The organism is Colwellia psychrerythraea (genome assembly GCF_000764225.1).
Classification (GTDB): domain Bacteria; phylum Pseudomonadota; class Gammaproteobacteria; order Enterobacterales; family Alteromonadaceae; genus Colwellia; species Colwellia psychrerythraea_D.
In genome coordinates this window covers 63,877-81,527 of record NZ_JQED01000056.1, presented here as the reverse complement: position 1 = coordinate 81,527, position 17,651 = coordinate 63,877, and the positions used below count along the sequence as shown (strand labels likewise).

Annotated in this window: 17 protein-coding genes and 5 tRNA genes; 10 read left to right on the top strand and 12 right to left on the bottom strand. The window is 37.0% G+C overall.

Features of this window, described 5'->3' with window-relative positions:
- Nucleotides 1-21 precede the first annotated feature (21 nt).
- Genes uup through rlmKL form a run of 3 tightly spaced genes read right to left on the bottom strand, consistent with a single transcriptional unit; the run spans nt 22 to nt 4,404 of the window.
- Nucleotides 22-1,959, bottom strand: a complete 1,938-nt coding sequence (gene uup / locus ND2E_RS01025) for an ATP-binding cassette ATPase Uup (RefSeq protein ID WP_033095866.1) — start codon at nt 1,957-1,959, stop codon at nt 22-24.
- A gap of 22 nt (nt 1,960-1,981) precedes the next feature.
- On the bottom strand, nt 1,982-2,245 hold the full coding sequence (locus ND2E_RS01030) for a glutaredoxin family protein (RefSeq protein WP_033095865.1): 264 nt from the start codon (nt 2,243-2,245) through the stop codon (nt 1,982-1,984).
- A gap of 11 nt (nt 2,246-2,256) precedes the next feature.
- A complete protein-coding gene (rlmKL, locus tag ND2E_RS01035) occupies nt 2,257-4,404 on the bottom strand; it encodes a bifunctional 23S rRNA (guanine(2069)-N(7))-methyltransferase RlmK/23S rRNA (guanine(2445)-N(2))-methyltransferase RlmL (RefSeq protein WP_081962129.1) in 2,148 nt (715 codons plus the stop codon).
- 459 nt (nt 4,405-4,863) lie between these two features.
- On the opposite strand from rlmKL, the gene ND2E_RS01040 reads away from it, so the two are divergent.
- From ND2E_RS01040 to ND2E_RS01060, 5 genes are all read left to right on the top strand, one after another.
- Nucleotides 4,864-4,940, top strand: a tRNA-Met gene (locus ND2E_RS01040).
- A 124-nt stretch (nt 4,941-5,064) separates the two neighbouring features.
- Nucleotides 5,065-5,141: transfer RNA gene (locus ND2E_RS01045), tRNA-Met, on the top strand.
- Nucleotides 5,142-5,231: 90 nt separating this feature from the next.
- Nucleotides 5,232-5,308, top strand: a tRNA-Met gene (locus ND2E_RS01050).
- A gap of 299 nt (nt 5,309-5,607) precedes the next feature.
- Nucleotides 5,608-5,684: transfer RNA gene (locus ND2E_RS01055), tRNA-Met, on the top strand.
- Between the two features lie 90 nt (nt 5,685-5,774).
- Nucleotides 5,775-5,851, top strand: a tRNA-Met gene (locus ND2E_RS01060).
- 275 nt (nt 5,852-6,126) lie between these two features.
- On the opposite strand, the gene ND2E_RS01065 is transcribed toward ND2E_RS01060, so the two are convergent.
- Nucleotides 6,127-6,666: an XRE family transcriptional regulator gene (locus ND2E_RS01065; RefSeq protein WP_033095864.1), complete on the bottom strand. Its 540-nt coding sequence runs from the start codon at nt 6,664-6,666 to the stop codon at nt 6,127-6,129.
- Nucleotides 6,667-6,903: 237 nt separating this feature from the next.
- Here ND2E_RS01065 and ND2E_RS01070 point away from each other — a divergent pair, with 237 nt between their 5' ends.
- A complete protein-coding gene (locus ND2E_RS01070; protein ID WP_011044050.1) occupies nt 6,904-7,092 on the top strand; it encodes a hypothetical protein in 189 nt (62 codons plus the stop codon).
- A gap of 228 nt (nt 7,093-7,320) precedes the next feature.
- Nucleotides 7,321-8,271, top strand: coding sequence for a DUF808 domain-containing protein (locus ND2E_RS01075; RefSeq protein WP_033095863.1), 951 nt, complete (start codon nt 7,321-7,323; stop codon nt 8,269-8,271).
- 85 nt (nt 8,272-8,356) lie between these two features.
- On the opposite strand, the gene ND2E_RS01080 is transcribed toward ND2E_RS01075, so the two are convergent.
- The 3 genes from ND2E_RS01080 to ND2E_RS01090 all read right to left on the bottom strand — a co-directional run bounded on the left by ND2E_RS01080 (nt 8,357) and on the right by ND2E_RS01090 (nt 10,114).
- The gene (locus ND2E_RS01080) at nt 8,357-9,346 is read right to left on the bottom strand and encodes an NAD(P)H-quinone oxidoreductase (RefSeq protein WP_033095862.1); all 990 of its coding nucleotides are present in this window, start codon (nt 9,344-9,346) and stop codon (nt 8,357-8,359) included.
- 139 nt (nt 9,347-9,485) lie between these two features.
- Nucleotides 9,486-9,854, bottom strand: coding sequence for a HopJ type III effector protein (locus ND2E_RS01085; protein WP_033095861.1), 369 nt, complete (start codon nt 9,852-9,854; stop codon nt 9,486-9,488).
- Nucleotides 9,854-10,114, bottom strand: coding sequence for a DUF2999 family protein (locus ND2E_RS01090; RefSeq protein ID WP_033095860.1), 261 nt, complete (start codon nt 10,112-10,114; stop codon nt 9,854-9,856). The genes ND2E_RS01085 and ND2E_RS01090 overlap by 1 nt, the downstream gene beginning before the upstream one ends.
- Nucleotides 10,115-10,430: 316 nt before the next feature.
- Here ND2E_RS01090 and ND2E_RS23445 point away from each other — a divergent pair, with 316 nt between their 5' ends.
- On the top strand, nt 10,431-10,631 hold the full coding sequence (locus ND2E_RS23445) for a hypothetical protein (protein WP_223303715.1): 201 nt from the start codon (nt 10,431-10,433) through the stop codon (nt 10,629-10,631).
- A gap of 87 nt (nt 10,632-10,718) precedes the next feature.
- Nucleotides 10,719-10,814 (top strand): YgjP-like metallopeptidase domain-containing protein, encoded by a 96-nt coding sequence (locus tag ND2E_RS23440; protein WP_317628143.1) that lies wholly within the window; start codon nt 10,719-10,721, stop codon nt 10,812-10,814.
- Nucleotides 10,815-10,964: 150 nt separating this feature from the next.
- Here ND2E_RS23440 and ND2E_RS01095 read toward each other — a convergent pair whose 3' ends face one another.
- The 3 genes from ND2E_RS01095 to ND2E_RS0122075 all read right to left on the bottom strand — a co-directional run bounded on the left by ND2E_RS01095 (nt 10,965) and on the right by ND2E_RS0122075 (nt 13,843).
- On the bottom strand, nt 10,965-11,489 hold the full coding sequence (locus tag ND2E_RS01095) for a YgjP-like metallopeptidase domain-containing protein (protein WP_033095859.1): 525 nt from the start codon (nt 11,487-11,489) through the stop codon (nt 10,965-10,967).
- Between the two features lie 569 nt (nt 11,490-12,058).
- Nucleotides 12,059-13,216 carry a chromate efflux transporter gene (gene chrA, locus ND2E_RS01100; protein ID WP_033095858.1) on the bottom strand — a complete coding sequence of 386 codons (1,158 nt, stop codon included), beginning with the start codon at nt 13,214-13,216 and terminating at the stop codon, nt 12,059-12,061.
- A gap of 111 nt (nt 13,217-13,327) precedes the next feature.
- A complete protein-coding gene (locus ND2E_RS0122075; RefSeq protein ID WP_150113811.1) occupies nt 13,328-13,843 on the bottom strand; it encodes a hypothetical protein in 516 nt (171 codons plus the stop codon).
- 137 nt (nt 13,844-13,980) lie between these two features.
- Here ND2E_RS0122075 and ND2E_RS0122070 point away from each other — a divergent pair, with 137 nt between their 5' ends.
- Nucleotides 13,981-15,426 (top strand): multicopper oxidase family protein, encoded by a 1,446-nt coding sequence (locus ND2E_RS0122070; RefSeq protein WP_052057039.1) that lies wholly within the window; start codon nt 13,981-13,983, stop codon nt 15,424-15,426.
- A 125-nt stretch (nt 15,427-15,551) separates the two neighbouring features.
- On the opposite strand, the gene ND2E_RS01105 is transcribed toward ND2E_RS0122070, so the two are convergent.
- Together ND2E_RS01105 and ND2E_RS01110 are read right to left on the bottom strand one after the other, a co-directional pair.
- Nucleotides 15,552-16,838, bottom strand: coding sequence for a sensor histidine kinase (locus ND2E_RS01105; protein WP_033095857.1), 1,287 nt, complete (start codon nt 16,836-16,838; stop codon nt 15,552-15,554).
- Nucleotides 16,835-17,512 carry a response regulator transcription factor gene (locus ND2E_RS01110; protein WP_033095856.1) on the bottom strand — a complete coding sequence of 226 codons (678 nt, stop codon included), beginning with the start codon at nt 17,510-17,512 and terminating at the stop codon, nt 16,835-16,837. The genes ND2E_RS01105 and ND2E_RS01110 overlap by 4 nt, the downstream gene beginning before the upstream one ends.
- Nucleotides 17,513-17,651 lie beyond the last annotated feature (139 nt).

The following is a 17,651-nucleotide window of genomic DNA, read 5'->3' as shown; positions in this document are numbered from 1 at the left end:
ATTTAGGAACACCTTTAACGACTACTGTTCGTCTAACTCTTGCCATCTGGCATATACGATTTCAAGGTTTGACTCACTTTCAGCCAGCTGGTTCAAAACTTTTTTCGTTATTTTTTCATCTTGACTAAAAAAGTTTGCGTCGTTTACTTGTGCCTGGAGTGAATCAATCAAATTTTCTAATTCATCAATTTTTTCAGGAAGCGCTTCAAGTTCACGCGCCTCTTTAAAAGACAATTTATTTTTTTTCGCAACAGGCTCAGCAGAGACTTTCTTTTTATCAGAGCTGATATTGTTTTTAATCTGCTTTTCTTGACTGGCTTTTTGTTGCGCCCCATCAGCCATACTTTGACGTTGAGCCGTTTTTAATGCTAGGTAATCATCTACGTCATCATATCCGCCAACAATCTGGTTTATCTGTCCAGTGCCATCAAAATACAAACAGGTACTCACACAGTTATTAACAAAATCGCGATCATGGCTCACTAAAATAACGGTTCCAGCATAATTTGCAACCACTTCTTCAAGCAGTTCTAAGGTTTCGATATCAAGATCATTGGTCGGCTCATCGAGGATAAGCAGGTTACTTGGACGTAAAAATAGTCGGGCAAGTAATAGCCTATTCTTTTCTCCACCTGAAAGAGCTCTAACAGGAGTACGCGCTCTTTTAGGGCTAAATAAGAAATCTTGCAAGTAACCTAATACATGGCGAGAACGACCATTTACCATGACCTCTTGTTTACCTTCACCAACAATTTCTTGCACCGTTTGGTTTAAATCAAGTGCTTCCCTATGCTGATCAAAATAAGCAATTTCTAAATTAACACCTGAGCGCATTTTGCCACTCGATGCTGCTTGTTTTTCCATGATAAGTTTAATTAAGGTTGATTTACCGGTACCATTTGCACCAATTAGCGCTAACCGATCATTGCGCGAAATAAGTAGGTTTAGGTTTTCAATTACTACTTTATCGCCAAAAGCAACGCTAACATTTTCAGCTTCGTAAACGAGCTTGCCTGAGCGATCACCTTGAGTAATATTCATTGTACTTTGATTTCTCACATCGCGACGAGCTTTACGCTCAAGACGAAGCTTCTCCAGTGAACGAACGCGACCTTCATTACGAGTTCTACGCGCTTTAACTCCCTGACGTATCCAAACTTCTTCTTCTGCTAACTTTTTATCAAAGAGTGCATTTTGTTGTTCTTCTACTTGCAAGTCATGCTGTTTCTGTTCGATATATAAATCATAATCACCTGGGTAGCTTTTTAATTTACCACGATCTAAATCTAAAATACGCGTTGATAACCCACGAATAAATGCCCTATCATGACTGATAAAAATAATCGTACCGGCAAAGTCTTTTAAAAACTGCTCTAACCACAACACACTCTCAATATCTAAATGGTTGGTTGGCTCATCGAGTAATAAGATATCAGGACTGGTTACAAGAGCTTTAGCTAACGCAACTTTACGTAACCAACCACCAGATAAATCACAAATTTGAGCATCTGGATCTAATGATAAGGTACTCATCGCTAGTTCAATACGTTGTTCATCTTGCCAAGCATTTGCTTGTTCAAGATCGTCTTGAACTCTGGATAACTTGTTTAGGTTCTTTTCACTTGGGTCTTCGCTAATCAAGTGAATTAAGGCATGATAACGACGAATAAGTTCGGCATTTTCTTTTACCCCTTCAGCAACATAATCAAATACACTGGTATCAGATGACTCAGGCGGATCTTGCTCTAACATCGCCATTTGCATAGTACTAGACTTTAAAATTTGACCGTCGTCTAAACCTTGCAAGCCCATCAGTATTTTCATTAAGGTAGATTTACCCGCGCCATTACGTCCTACGAGACAGATACGTTCGCCGGTTTGAACACTTAATTCTGCTTTGTCTAAAATTTTATCTTCGCCAAAAGCAAGCTCACCATTGGCTATTCTTAATAATTCCATAATTCCATAATTCTTGTAATTGCTACAGGCTTAATTGTTCAACTTGTGCTTGGGTAAAAGGCCAAAATAATTTAGTATTTTTACTGCTATTTTGCTCTAGTTTTTCGAGTACGGGAATGTGTACTCCATATAACTCGACCAGCGTTTTCTCTTCATGATCAACACGCTCTTGTTCAACAATATCAATTTGCGTTAACTGCTCACTTGGTAAAACATTCAAGCAAAGCGCTAATGCTTGTTCACATAAATGGCAGCCTTCACTACCATATAAATTATACTTGTTCATAAATGCCCCATTTATGTCGCTGTGCGCCTAATAGACCAACTATTATGAATGTGCTTATTACGAGCAAAATCTTTATCACGAGTGACATCGGACATCGCTTGCGCCGTTAAGCCCAGTTCAGCTAGCGCTTCAAAATCTATTTTAAAGTTACGTTTGTTATTAGTGAAAAATATTTCTCCACCTCTGTTTAACGATTTTAATGCATCAGTGAGCAACGCAACATGATCACGTTGTACATCAAAGCTATCTTCCATACGCTTTGAATTCGAAAATGTTGGTGGATCGATAAAGATAATATCAAACTTATTCACATTCTTTTTTAACCAATCCAAGCAGTCTGCCTGAATAAACTGATATTTATGACCGTTCAACTTATTTAGGGCAAAGTTATCTTCTGCCCAGTTTAAATAAGTATTAGACATATCAACCGTTGTAATTGATGAAGCGCCTTGAACTGCCGCTTGTACTGATACCGAGCCCGTATAAGCAAATAAATTAAGTAAGGATTTACCTTGCGATTTCTTTGCCACTATTTGACGGGTTTTTCTATGGTCTAAAAACAAGCCCGTATCAAGGTAATCCCATAAGTTAATTTTAAACTTAGCGCCATGCTCATTAATAGTAAGAGATTGTTTAGATTTGTCTAAACGTTGATATTGATTACTACCCTTTTGCTTGGCTCGCGTTTTCAACACAACTTTATCTGTGGGTATAGCTAATACTTTTGGAGCCCAATAGATAACTTCTTGCAGACGTTTTTTCGCTTTGTCTTCTTCAATCGTTTTAGGTGCTGAATACTCTTGTATCACCAAGTACTCACCATAAATATCAATAGCTACATTATATTCAGGGATGTCTCCATCATATAAACGGTAGGCTTCAATGTCATTTGATTTTAACCAGCCCTTCAAGTTCTTACGGTTTTTCTTAAGTCGGTTTGCAAAAGCACTATCTTGCTCAGCAAACTCAGATTGCGGATTTACGGCATCTTTTGCCCTTTGTTTGTCATCAACATTGTATAAAGCCAGTTGACAATCCAATGGGCCGTTTTTAAATTTGTACCGTTTGAAACTAGACAGTTTCAACATAGCAAGTAGGTCAATATTTGCCGTCAATATTGCGACACGCCAATCTATAAATTGTGCTTTAAGTTTTTGGCCAAACAACACGAAATTTTCAACTAATTCAGGTAATTCACCTATACGTTCACCATAAGGAGGGTTAAATAAAACGGTACCAGGGCCCCCAAAAGTATTATTCATGTCATTAGTGTTTTTACATGAAAATTCAATGTATTGCTGTAAATGTGCATTACGAGCATTTTGTTGTGCCGTTTTTAAAACACGACTGTCAATGTCAATACCAAATACTTTTATCTTTAGTTTATCTAAACTTTCGGCTGACGCTGCTACAGCTTGTGACAATTGCTCTTGCCATAAATCATCATCATGTAATAACCATGACTCAAAGCCCCATGACGTTCTGTCAATTGCAGGTGCTTGTTTAGCTGCCATAGACACAGCTTCGATCAAAATGGTACCCGAACCACACATAGGATCCACTAAAGGCTTACTGGTATCATTCAACCATCCAGAGCGTATTATCAATGCTGCGGCTAAGTTTTCTTTTAACGGTGCTGCCCCACTATGTTCACGATATCCCCGCTGGAATAATCCACGGCCTGAAAAATCAAGAAAAATGGTTACATGATCTCTTAATAAACGTGCTTGAAAACTAATTTGTGGTGATTTTTTATCAACATCTGGACGCTCAAAGCCTTGATCTCTAAATTGATCAACGATTGCATCCTTTATCGTTAAGCCTCCAAACTGACTATTACGAATTTCTTCGCTGTAACCAACAAAATCGATTGCAAAGGAAGTGGTTGAGTTAAAAACCTCAGGCCAGTTTACACTACTAGCTGCTTTGAACAGTTCATCTTTATCTTTCGCTTCCCCCTCACCTAATTTAAGCATGATACGAGTAGCAAGACGTGTCCAAAGCGATATTTTATATCCCAACGCCAAAGATGCTTGAAAATATACACCTTCAGGTTTTTGTATTACATTAAGTGCGCCGAAGTTTTTTATCTCATCAAACAGTAAAACTTCAATACCTGGAGATGTTAAGGCTAAAAATTGTTGTGTGGATTCTTTCATGGTGACTTTCCAGAGTAAGCAGCAGAGTAAACTTTGGGCGCGATTATATACATAAACACAAAGCACATAAACAAAAGTTAACTTTAACTGACTAAAACAGCCTAAATTTCACCCGTAACGGATAACATTCGAGCTAACGGTGTTTTTTTTATAAAAGCGCTTGCTTTATCGATGCTCTATCCTTACTATACGCATCGCTTTCAGGGAGTAACCTTTTTGAAAGAAACTTCTCACAATAAGAAGTAAAATATTGTGGCTTGTTTAAATATATACTAGCAATAGTTATAATTAAACCATTCGGACGCTGGATGGAGCAGCCTAAAAGTTCAACCTCGTCGGGCTGTTCATTATAAATAGCCGAAGGTCGTCATGTTTGTTATCAAATTTGGCTACTGCAACCAATTCTTAAGTTTGAATTAAAACAACTTGGCTTTCCTACTTCAATGTAGGTCATTCGGACGCGGGATGGAGCAGCCTGGTAGCTCGTCGGGCTCATAACCCGAAGGTCGTCAGTTCAAATCTGGCTCCCGCAACCAACTTCACTCAAGTATAAAGAGCAGGTCGTCAGTTCCTTTTTCATAAGATAAGGGCTCCAACAACCAATTCTTAAGTTTGAATTAAAATAACTTGGCTTTCCTACTTCAATGTAGGTCATTCGGACGCGGGATGGAGCAGCCTGGTAGCTCGTCGGGCTCATAACCCGAAGGTCGTCAGTTCAAATCTGGCTCCCGCAACCAACTTGACGTTTAAAACGATAAGTATAAAAATAATTCTTAAGTTTGAATCAAAACAACTTGGCTTTCCTACTTCAATGTAGGTCATTCGGACGCGGGATGGAGCAGCCTGGTAGCTCGTCGGGCTCATAACCCGAAGGTCGTCAGTTCAAATCTGGCTCCCGCAACCAACTTTGCTAAAGTATAAATAGCCGAAGGTCGTCATGTTTGTTATCAAATCTGGCTTCCGCAACTAATTCTTAAGTTTGAATTAAAACAGCTTGGCTTTCCTACTTTACTGTAGGTCATTCGGACGCGGGATGGAGCAGCCTAAAAGTTCAAGCTCGTCGGGCTGTTCATTATAAATAGCCGAAGGTCGTCATGTTTTTTTCAAATCTGGCTACCGCAACCAATTCTCTGATAATAGAAGTAAAACAATTATTGGCTTGTTTAAATGTTTCTAGCAATAGTGATATTTAAACCATTCGGACGCGGGATGGAGCAGCCTGGTAGCTCGTCGGGCTCATAACCCGAAGGTCGTCAGTTCAAATCTGGCTCCCGCAACCAACTTAACGTTTTAAACGATAAGTATAAAAATAATTCTTAAGTTTGAATCAAAACAACTTGGCTTTCCTACTTCAATGTAGGTCATTCGGACGCGGGATGGAGCAGCCTGGTAGCTCGTCGGGCTCATAACCCGAAGGTCGTCAGTTCAAATCTGGCTCCCGCAACCAATTTTCATATCAAATTAAACAAAACTCACAACAAATCATTATACTCGTCGGGCTATTACTTATAATTGGCCGAAAGTCGTCATTGTTTAATTCAAATCTGGCTCTCGCAACCAATTTTCATATCAAATTAAACAAAACTCACAACAAATCATTATACTCGTCGGGCTATTACTTATAAATGGCCGAAAGTCGTCATTGGCTATTTCAAATCTGGCTCCCGCAACCAATCTACATATCTCTTTTCGTATAAAATCCAAGGTAGTTACTGTAATTAACTATGCCATAAAGACTACCGCAACCGCATTGACCTGTTTCGTGCTTTTATTGCCATAACAGTGTGGAAGATGGCCATGGAAATAAATTAGGTTACCCGCTTCTACAACATATTCCTCTCCTTGTACTTCTACACAGGCACTCCCTTCTAGGCATAAAAATAACTCATGACTCCCTTCTGGATGTGGTACGCCTTTGCTATAACAATTAGGTTTCATTTTAATATCATTGATTTGTAATTTCTGAGTACTAATAGGGCTCGTTCGTGTGCTTGAAAATCTGCCATTATCTAATTGAGTAACCGGCATATCTTTACGCGAAACTTCGGTGACATGGGCAGACTGCCTACTAATTAAATCATCGACTGAAACGCCCAATGCCTGCGCCACTTTGACAACTAGCGTTATGCTTGGGTTGGATTGTTCACTTTCCATGTTAGCCAAAGTTGCCCTTGGAATGTCAGCCATATCCGCTAGCTTAGTTTGTGTTAACTTATGCTGAGCACGCAATCTTTTGATACCTTCACTAATTGGATTGGTCACAGATTATCTCCATCATGTTATGCTTTGATTTGCCACAATATATAAGTCTTTATCAAGTAATAATTAAGACTACAAAATATCAACATATTACCGTCTTATATTCTAGTATTAAAACATATTGTTAATTTCTTGTCATTTTTAGTGCTTCAGCTCTAGACACTGCTATTTTTTTCATTACAATCTAGCCATCTTATCAATCGTGATAATTTCACTCATCAAAATGTCCTGGAGAATAATATGAATGTTGATCAACATATCAAAGTAGCACAATGGCACCTAGAACAAGCTCGTTTACACAACGTTAGCGATCACACTTGTGGCTGTCCTGCTAACAAGCATGACCAACGCGCAATTGACGCAGTTGAAGCGGGTTTAATCATTGAAGAAAAAGCCTGTACAATTGAAGCTAAAGAAGCGCGCGTTTAAGCTACAGCTTAAAGCCAATTAAATAATAAAAACCGATAAATAGCTTTTATCGGTTTTTTTATGCCCTCAATATTGTATACGCCCAGCTATAAACTCCCCCACATTATAATTAATACATTAAGAATCAACACGCTCCATTAAAGGTTATCATTGAAAAACAGCCTTAAGGTAAATATAGTGTTTAAGTTACAGGTTTAATTAATCGAAAAATAATTTACAAGGATTTCTATGGCTAGTGCAAGTTTGCTAACCTTATTAGATGATATTGCCATGTTGCTAGATGATGTAGCAGTATTATCCAAGGTTGCCGCTAAAAAAACCGCGGGAGTACTAGGTGATGATTTGGCTGTAAATGCAGAGCAACTATCAGGTGGTTTGAAAGCAGACAGGGAGTTGCCTGTTGTCTGGGCAGTTTTTAAAGGCTCTATGCTTAACAAAGCTATTTTAGTGCCTATTGCTTTATTGCTGAGTTACTTTCTTCCAATGGTAATAATGCCTTTGTTAATGCTTGGTGGCGCTTATTTGTGTTATGAAGGCTTCGAGAAAGTATGGCATAAATTTTATCATAAAGAAGTGCACAAAGAACAACATCAAAAGCATATAGCCGCACTGCAAGATGAGAATATTGATATCACCCTTTATGAAAAAGAAAAAATTAAAGGTGCTATTCGAACTGATTTTATTCTCTCTGCAGAAATTATTATTATTGCACTTGGTACTGTTGCTGATAAGCCGATAACAACACAAATATCAGTGTTAATTTTTATTGCTATCCTGATGACTATTGGGGTTTATGGCTTGGTTGCTGGTATTGTAAAAATTGATGATGGTGGTTTGTTACTTATTAAAGATAAATCAAAAAACTTTTGGGCAAAAACAAAACGTGCTTTGGGTTATTTTATGATTTCTTTTGCGCCCAAACTAATGAAGTTTTTAGCGGTTGCCGGTACGGTCGCTATGTGGTTAGTCGGCGGCTCACTTATCACTCATGGCGTTCCTACTTTTCATCACACAATTGAATCAGCGACAAATTTTGCCAGTACCCTCCCCGTTCTTTCTGGGTTTATGGTTGTAATCACGCCACTGGTAATAGATTTACTTGTTGGTTTTTTATTAGGTGCGCTGCTGGTATTCATCTCTATAGCTATTATGAAAGTAACTAAAAAAACAGTGCACTAATGTCAAAGAAAAGCCATAAAAATGTCATAAGAATAGGGGCGAGTTAATGGTAGCTGGCTCTTCATTTTATGCCTGTCATTAAAAGTCAATTTACCAGTAAAATTAATTTGCCAATATTATTATTTTGCGCCATTTTCTCATGGGCTTGCTCGACTTGTTGCCATGGATAAGTCGAATCAATGACCGGTTTAATTTTACCATTAACTAAATCTGCATAAAAATCTCGAGTAAAACTGGCAACGAGTTGAGCTTTGTAGTCTTCACTACGATTACGCAAGGTTGAAGCGGATACCGTTAACCTTTTGGCCAACAGCTTAGCAATATCAACTTGTGAGCAATACCGACCACCTAACATTGATAAAGTCACTATGTGTCCATCAAGTGCTGCAACGTTAATGTTTTTAGCTAAATACTCACCACTAACCACATCAACAATTACATCATAGCCTATTGAATCATTTTCTTTCGACCATTCCACAAAGTCAGTATTTTGATAGTTTATAGTACAATCAGCGCCTAGCGCTAAACAAGCTTTAGCTTTAGCTTCACTACCCACAGTGACCGTAACATGGCAATGTCTCGCTTTAGCCAGTTGTATCGCTGCGCTGCCCACGCCACTCGCACCAGCATGTATCAGCACCTTATTTTTAACTGCTACGCTCGCAATACTGAATAAACTCTGGTAAGCCGTTAAAAAGACTTCTGCACAAGCGGCTCCTTGCTCAAAGGTAAAGTGGTCAGGTAAGGAAATTAGTTGCCCCGCTTTTACTTTGACATATTGCGCATATCCGCCACCAGCAACTAACCCGAAAACTTTATCCCCGACCTGCCATGCTTTCCCCTGATGATTATTAGCAATGGCCTCACCACATTGAATAATTTCACCTGAGACTTCCAGACCTAGGATTGGTGACTCGCCAGCAGGGGCCGGATACTTTCCTGCTCGTTGCAATAGATCAGCACGATTAACACCAATAGCGTGGACTTTAATTAAACACTCATCCGCCGCTATTTCAGGCATATCGGTCTGACTAAACACTAATGATTGCGGGTCATCAACATGGATATATTGCAAAGTAATCACCTTACGTTAGGTTTTGTAGGTTTAAGCGAGGTAGGAAATACGCTATGTAAAGATTAAGAAAGCAACAAATAAAGTGCATGAACAATACACTTTATCTAAATACCTTAGTCAACCATTGGAACAGGAGAAGTTAGGTAAGTGGCGTCAAGGCAACCGAGTTGAACTCTACTTTATTCCAGCCATGTAGCATAAAGTTACGAATATTACCGTGGTCTGTTCCTTCGGGGTTATTCACCACATCTTCACGATAAAAACGGCCAAAACAAGCCAAGGTTTGTTGTTCAGTTAACTTATTGAGTTTAGCAAAATAAAATATTTTACATGAGCCTTCGTTCGTTCCTGCTTCATTAAGTAAATCACCATTACTGAATGTTGCAGGAAGGTAATTATAGTTTTCACTAATAACTTGCATCACTTGTTCAAAGCTAACTTGCTCAGCATTTACATTCAACTGTTTGATAAAATCAGCTAAGGCAACATTTATTGCTAGAGTGCTCATTAAGCATCACCCGCTTTTAATTTCGCCTTAGCTTCCTCTACTTTAGAATAGTCTAAACCTAATTCGTTAACCGCTTGCTCGATAAGACCTGGATCAGCCATTACTAAGCTCATAATAGCTTGTAATTTCTCTGGTGGGATGCCCAGTTGCGTAATGAATGCCATTGCCATCATTGGGTTATCAGTAAGGGCCTGAAACATTTCATTAATTTTATCATCACTGATATTTTGGTCTTTTAAAATTTGAATAATCGGGTTCATTATTTTCTCAATTTAACTTTGGGTTTAGCGTTTGTAATAATCAGGCTATTTTTGCACAAATAGCCTGAAGTGTTATGCCGCTTATAATATCAAATTATTAAGAACTTTACAGATAGCAGTGAATGAATATATCAAATATCTAATTTACTCACTTCGTTCGCTACATTATCGATGAAGAAAAAGTATAATAACGATTGGTTAGTGCAACTCAGGTGCACAATGATTAAGTCTGTGCTAAATAAACTCTGCACCAAGGCTAAATATCACTTTCACTAATACGTTCATATAACGCTAACATTGCTAACTAACACACAATATGTCATCAAAATTTAGAAATACAGAAATTCAATCACCCAAATTAAAGTATTTAACTGCTTATTCTGCAGAAATGCAAATGCAAATGCAAGTTCAGCAAATGATTGAGCAAAATAATTTAGCGCAATACTTACTGAAAAAAATCCAACTATCCATGACGTCAGTAATGATAAAGCGCTTCGTGCTTATGTTATGTCACTAAAAAGTCAATACTTGAAGAAGGCTTCACCCTTAAGCCAGATTAAGTATGATGATAGAATTCATATTATTAACAATTCGCTAGGCCTTCATACCTATTTTTAAAAAAGCCCCTGAAGCCTTCTTAACCATGATAGTTGTTCATGAATTAGCTCACCTTAAAGAAAAAGAACATAACTATTCCTAACAATCGATTTTTGGCTAAATGTTGTCAACTTATGTACGGCGACAGTAGGTAGTATTAACCATCAAATTACATTTACCTTGACCATCCATTTACATTCAACGCTGCCACACCTAATGACCACTACAAACTAAACCTAAAATGGAATTTTGGTTAGTATATATCACCTTTTAGTTCTAGTTGAGTTAGATATACACGCATTTCAAATTCTAGTTGATGGTAGTCAGGTAACATATATTGGCACAATTGATAAAATGCCTTATCGTGAGGTTTTATACGGATATGGGCTAATTCATGAACGACTATCATCTCTAGAAATGCTTCGGGAGCAGTTTTGAATATCTCACTAATCCGTATTTCATTTTTACTTTTTAATTTACTCCCTTGAACTCTCGATATAAAGGTATGTAGCCCTAGCGCATTGTTTACAACATGAATTTTTTTATCATAAATAACCTTACTCAAAGGAGAAGACTTTCGTAAATGTGTATTTTTTAAATTCATAACATATTCACGAAGCATTTTATCATTATTAATATCGTGAGTTTTAGGATGCTTTTTAAGTAGAAAACTTCCTAATGTATCCTGCTCAACCATGGTCCTGATATTATTTTGTATCTCTAGTGTATATGAAGATAAATACTTCAGTTGATTAGGATTTGTTTTTGAATATGTCATTGGATAAAGTTACGGTGTTTTTCAAAGCAATTATCGCGTAAATTGTACATTACTTATTTACATTTCGACAGTTAGATGGCCTTAAATTTATAAAACTAAATTAACCTATGCCACCTAAGATCGCTAATTATATAGCTTCACAAAGAACAAAAGCATACCCGTTTAGCTTTTTCTTGATCAATGTGGTCAATTACATCAGTTGTGCCACCCAATTGCATCAGAAGTGTCAGTCATTATCATCCAACTTTGCCACCCAATCACATTTACAGTGACCACTAAATAATATTAGGTTTGCCATTAAATATGGTCACTTTATGAATATTAATGACTTTAGTTGTCGGCTATTCTTTAGGTCAACTGATAGCCAAAAGCTGACATTAGCTGTTGTGAAACTATGATCCTAATTAGAGCATTAATTGCCAAAACTTTATACTCGCTTGTGGGACTGGTTTAAGTTCAATATAGTCATTACAGATTAGAATTATAGAACTAATAATTATCGCGTAGTTGACTTTTGTATTAGGTCTGATGTTTAGATAACTTTTCCGAAATTATAAAACTAAACATTCTCATCCATTATAAAATTGAACCATAACACCGCATATTCCGAAGCTAATAACCATTAGTAAGATAGGCATTCTTATTATTTTCATTGCAAATAAACCTAGCACAACCAAAGCCATATCTATTGGCGTAGATACTGCGCTGATAAATATAGGGTCAAATAATGCTGAAAATAATAAACCAACAACGGCTGCATTTATCCCCAAAGTAGCACCTGCAACTTTGGGTCTTGAAGCAAGTGTCTCCCATACTCCTTGCAAACTAAGGACTAATAAAAGACCCGGTAAAAATATACCAACCGTAGCCATCAATGCAGCAAGAATTTGGTGGGGTTGTGATAATTCAGCGCCTAGAAATGCAGCCAATGTAAACATAGGGCCAGGGACAGCTTGTGCTGTTGCATACCCAAGTAGAAAACGGTCTGTAGAAATTGCATCTCCAATAGTTTGCTGTAATAAGGGTAATACAACGTGTCCTCCGCCAAAAACAAGACTTCCTGCTTGGTAGAAGTCGGCAAAAATATTCAAAGGCGCAGGCATCACAGTAACAAAAGGAAGGATGACTAGAAAAGAAATAAAGAGTATTAACGGGAGTAATTTAAGGCGATTTTTACTGTTGCTTACCGTTATGATGGGGGTTCCATAAAAAGCTCCCACTATTGCGGCTGTTATCAAAGCGAAAATCTGAATACTTAAGCTAGGAATACATAATAAAAAAATAGCAGTGAATACAGCAATAGAAATGGATAGTTTTTCTTTACAAAATGCTTGGAACATGTTGTATGTTGCATCAGCTACCACCACTACAGCGAGTAACTTTAATCCGTGTATAATGCCTGAAATCAGACTGTTTGAGCTTAAGTCTGTGCTTGCGATTGCAATAAAATACATCAAAAGAAAAGATGGTAGCGTAAATCCGATAAATGCAGCTATCCCTCCAAAAATTCCAGCACGACGTAGTCCAATAGCAAAACCTATTTGACTAGAGCCAGGGCCAGGTAAAAATTGACTCAAAGAGATTAATCTTGCGTAAGATGATTCATCTAGCCATTTAAGTTTTTGTACGAAGGTGGTCTGAAAGTACCCTATATGTGCAGCAGGTCCTCCAAAACTTACACAGCCCAAAATTAAAAACTGCCAAAAAACTTCAGCAACTTTATTCATACACCTTTCCTATAAATAAATCATTAATGTTAAAAAAATCAAGTTTGAACATGTCTACCAAGGTTGGATTTTAACGAGTTTAACGTTGAATTATGATATTTTTACGACAAGTTATTTTTTATTACTACGTTGCAGTCTAAATAGTGGCTGATTATTCACAAAACTAACATCCTCAGCGACATGACACGATAAACAAGCTACGGTTGCTTTATCAAACCCCTCCCATGCAGTGTTCTTATCTTTACTGCTAATATCATCAAACACTTCTTTCCATGTTTGATTAAGTAAAAATATTTCTGCATTTTCTCTCCTAGCAGGTCTTTTCATAAGACCATTTTCAATCGTTTTTTTAATTTTATTCCATTGATATATAGCAAAATCATAATTTTCATCTTGTAATGCTTGATAAAGGCTCTCATACCTTTGCCCCACTTCCAACATAGGCTGATCAAATCCTCTAAGGTAAGTTTCCAGCTTGTTTATCCTTTTTGTGCGATCACCTTCATCTAAGAGCCAGTGCTTTGAATACTTTGTCTTCTCTTGGCTATTAACCTCAGCTTCCTTTGCTATTGAGCTGCCCATAATCAGTGTGGTGCATATTGCTAAAAGGACCATTTTATATTCCATTACTACTACCATTCCCATTACCTATTTTAAAGACCTTTAGATTACACTTTAATATGTCTCAAAAATGTGACACACCTTTTCATTACACTGACACATGTATCATCTTAATTCGAGCTTATTTAAAATTAGGATTCATAATGATTAGTAGAAGACAATTTGTTAAAAACATTTCATTGGGTACTGCATCTTTAGTCATTTTAGGTTGTGGTGGCGGAAAAAATAAAGGCGGTAGTTCAATTGGGGCAACACCTCCTAGCTCAAGCACCTCTGGTACAAATAATCCATTAGTTATACCTCCGTTGATCGATACTCGAAATACCACAACAGATCTTTGGGTAAGAAAGAGCCAAACAAGCATTTTGGCCAACACAGTTACTAATACGTACAGTTATAATACAGCTACTGAAGCTCTCGGGTTGTTAGGGCCGACCCTATTAATGGAAAATACAATGACTTCATCGGTAAACTTTATTAATGAGTTGGATGTTGCTACAACTGCCCATCAACATGGGTTACATGTTTCAGGCTCTAATGATGGTGGCCCTCAATCAAGGATACTTCCTGGCCAATCAAGAACAAATGTATTGGAAATAGACCAACCAGCAGGCACGCATTGGTATCACCCTCATCCCCACGGAAAAACAGGTGAACAAGTTATTAACGGCTTGGCTGGATTAATCATTATCCAAGATCAAAATGAAATAAACACATTGCCTAATTTGCCTCGAGATTACGGTGTAAACGATTTTCCTGTTATCATCCAAGATAAAACGTTTAATGCTGATGGTACAGTTCAATATGATTCAGCAAAGAATTACGGAAAAAGGGGCTATTTAGGAGAGAATATTCTTGTAAACGGTAAAATTGAACCTACAGTCTCCACTCCTACAGGTTGGGTAAGATTCCGTATATTGAATGGCTCTAATGCAAGGTTTTATGAGCGTGACGATAGTTTATCATTAAGTAATAACCAAGCTTTTTATGTAATTGCCAGTGATGGTGGATTATTAGAAGCACCTGTACAAACAACTAGCTTGCCTATCGGGCCCGGCGAGCGCTATGAAATAATGGTAGAATTAACGGCAAGTCAAAGCGTTAATTTACGCGCGGGCAAGCGATCTATTCTTAAAATAACGGCTGATTTAAGTGGCATTGATAATTCAACGGCAAATTTACCTCACGTTCTGGCTAGTATTCCATCAACATTAAATCAAGGTCAGGCTATTTCAAGGGAATTTGTGTTAGGTGGTGATATGACAATCAATGGTAAAAAGATGAAAATGGCCGTTATTAACGAAGCTGTAACTCTTGGAACTACTGAAGTTTGGTATATTCACGGAAAAGGCGCAAGACATACATTCCATGTACACGGTTGTTCATTTTTAGTGATTGACCGTGATGGGGCTAATATACCGGCTTGGGAAAAGGGTTGGAAAGATACGGTGATTGTCAGTGGTAAACGCCCCGTAAGAGTGTTGGTGAAATTCAATCAAGTCGCCGATAGAAACTCACCTTATATGTATCACTGTCATATGCTTGAGCATGAAGATATGGGAATGATGGGACAATTTACTGTTATGTAATAGTCTCAATCATATATTAATATTTTCGTTGTTTTACTCGGATAATACTAATAACATCCCACATGTTATTAGTATTTATTTGGTTTTTATCGCTCAGTATCTACTCTTTTCAAAGTAATGTTTATTTATGAAAATTCAACTTTGGCAGTACATCCATTTTTTAAATTGTTATTTAGAGTAAACGTCCAGCCATATCGATGACAAATATCTTTAACTAATAATAAACCCAAACCGTAACCATCTACTGATTCTCTTATGCTTTCGCCATCAATTCCCTTGCCTGTATCTATAACCTCAATATAAGTAGGCATTACGTTAATGACAATTTCCCCATACTGGGTGTAAGCAAAAGCGTTCTTAATAATATTTCCAAGCAATATATGAAAGGAAAATTCGGGCATGAGAATAGTTATGGTGCCTTGAAAATTAACTTTCCAGCTTATTTTCTTATTAGAGATTAGGTGCTCATGACTTAATATAATATTAGTTATTTCGTCTTTATCAATTAAACGAACGGCTGACTCAATAGTAGATTTAGATAAACTAAGTAATGTTTCTACAAACTCGGTCATTTCTTTCGTTGCTTTTTTTAATCGCTCTCTTTGTCTAGAGACCACCTTTATATCGGAACTAGCTTCAAGTATATTAATTGCGCCTGTCATCACCATAAGCGGAGATCGGAGTTCATGGCTAGCATAACGATTAAAAGATCGCTCTCTTTCCATCGACGCCTTTATTCGTTCTTGATACTCATTAAAAGTGTTAATAAGCTTGGCTAATTCGATTGTTGATACTTCTTCCGTAATTGAAATTGGCGACAAATCATCAGGAGAACTAAGTGAAAGGGTTTTAACTAAATGTGAGATCGGGTTAGTTAATTTTGTTGATATTTTAAATACAGCAAACAATGTTAGAATTAACAACGAAATTGAGATAATGATTTGTTTAGTATGTAAGGAGAATAGCTGTGTTTCACTTAACTCAAACAAACTATTACCAACCAAAAAGTAAACATCAACTTTTCCATCTAATGTATCCAGCTTACTTTTACTGACAAAATATGCTTGATGGTCGCTTGCAGATCTTATTTCTATCACTTCATTAAATGGAATTTCTTCAAATTTTGGGAAACCCAAAGGTAGCATTTCAGAAGCAAAGTATAAAACAATGTGTTCATGAAGAATTGAGCTTCCTTGAGGTTGCAAATCAAGACTTGTCACTCCTTGAATAGATTTATCTGACAGATAGTCACTGGTATAACTTTCAATTTTTTCTAGTCTATTGGTCGTGTAAAGGTGCTCTAAATCACTGGTAGTAAATTCATAAACTGAAAAATGAATGGTAACAAGTGCAATCGCGATTAATGAAAAATAAAGGGCAGTGATATATTTTGCAGGGTATAATTTTTTCAATTTGAATCACTCTTAAGTTGATACCCAACTTTAGGCAAGGTTTTTATATAAGTATTTTTAAATGGCTTATCGATTAATGCTCTTAGTCTATAAACATGATTTCTTAATAAATCTTCATCTGGCGAATCATTTCCCCAAATCTCTCTAATCACTTCATCTCGCGTGACAACATCAGGTGCTTTAAGCATTAAGAGTTTTAACAAAATAAATTGCGCATTATTAAGCTGAAAAGTACACTCACCGCGAGTTGCCGTATGGGTTTTAATATCTAAGCTCAAGGCTTCAAAAGTTAATGTTCTACAACCCTGCGTTCCTAAATTACGATGATGGATAGCTTTCACTCTAGCTTCTAGTATATGCAGATCAAATGGCTTAATTAAATAGTCATCCGCGCCACTATTAAATCCATTCAATATGTCTTCTTTTTCATCTCTTGCTGTAAGCATCAGTATAGGTGTATCAATACCCTGAGTTCTTAGCTTTTTACAAACAGCTAAGCCATCTATTCCTGGAAGCATAATATCTAAAATAATAAAATCATATTGATTATTGTTGGCTAATTCTAATCCCATTTCACCATTACTAGCGTAATCAAGATCGTAGCCCTTAATTTCAAAATATTCGAATATAACTTTCGATATCTCAATATGATCCTCAATTAATAGTAATTTCATATGACACCTAAGTAAATCAATTCGCAATAAACATCTCTTCATCAATGAGTCGTGTTTTTCATAATTTCAGACATATTATAGTGAAATAAATGTCACATAAATGTCACATACATTTTGGCGACTTAAGGGATTATAAAAT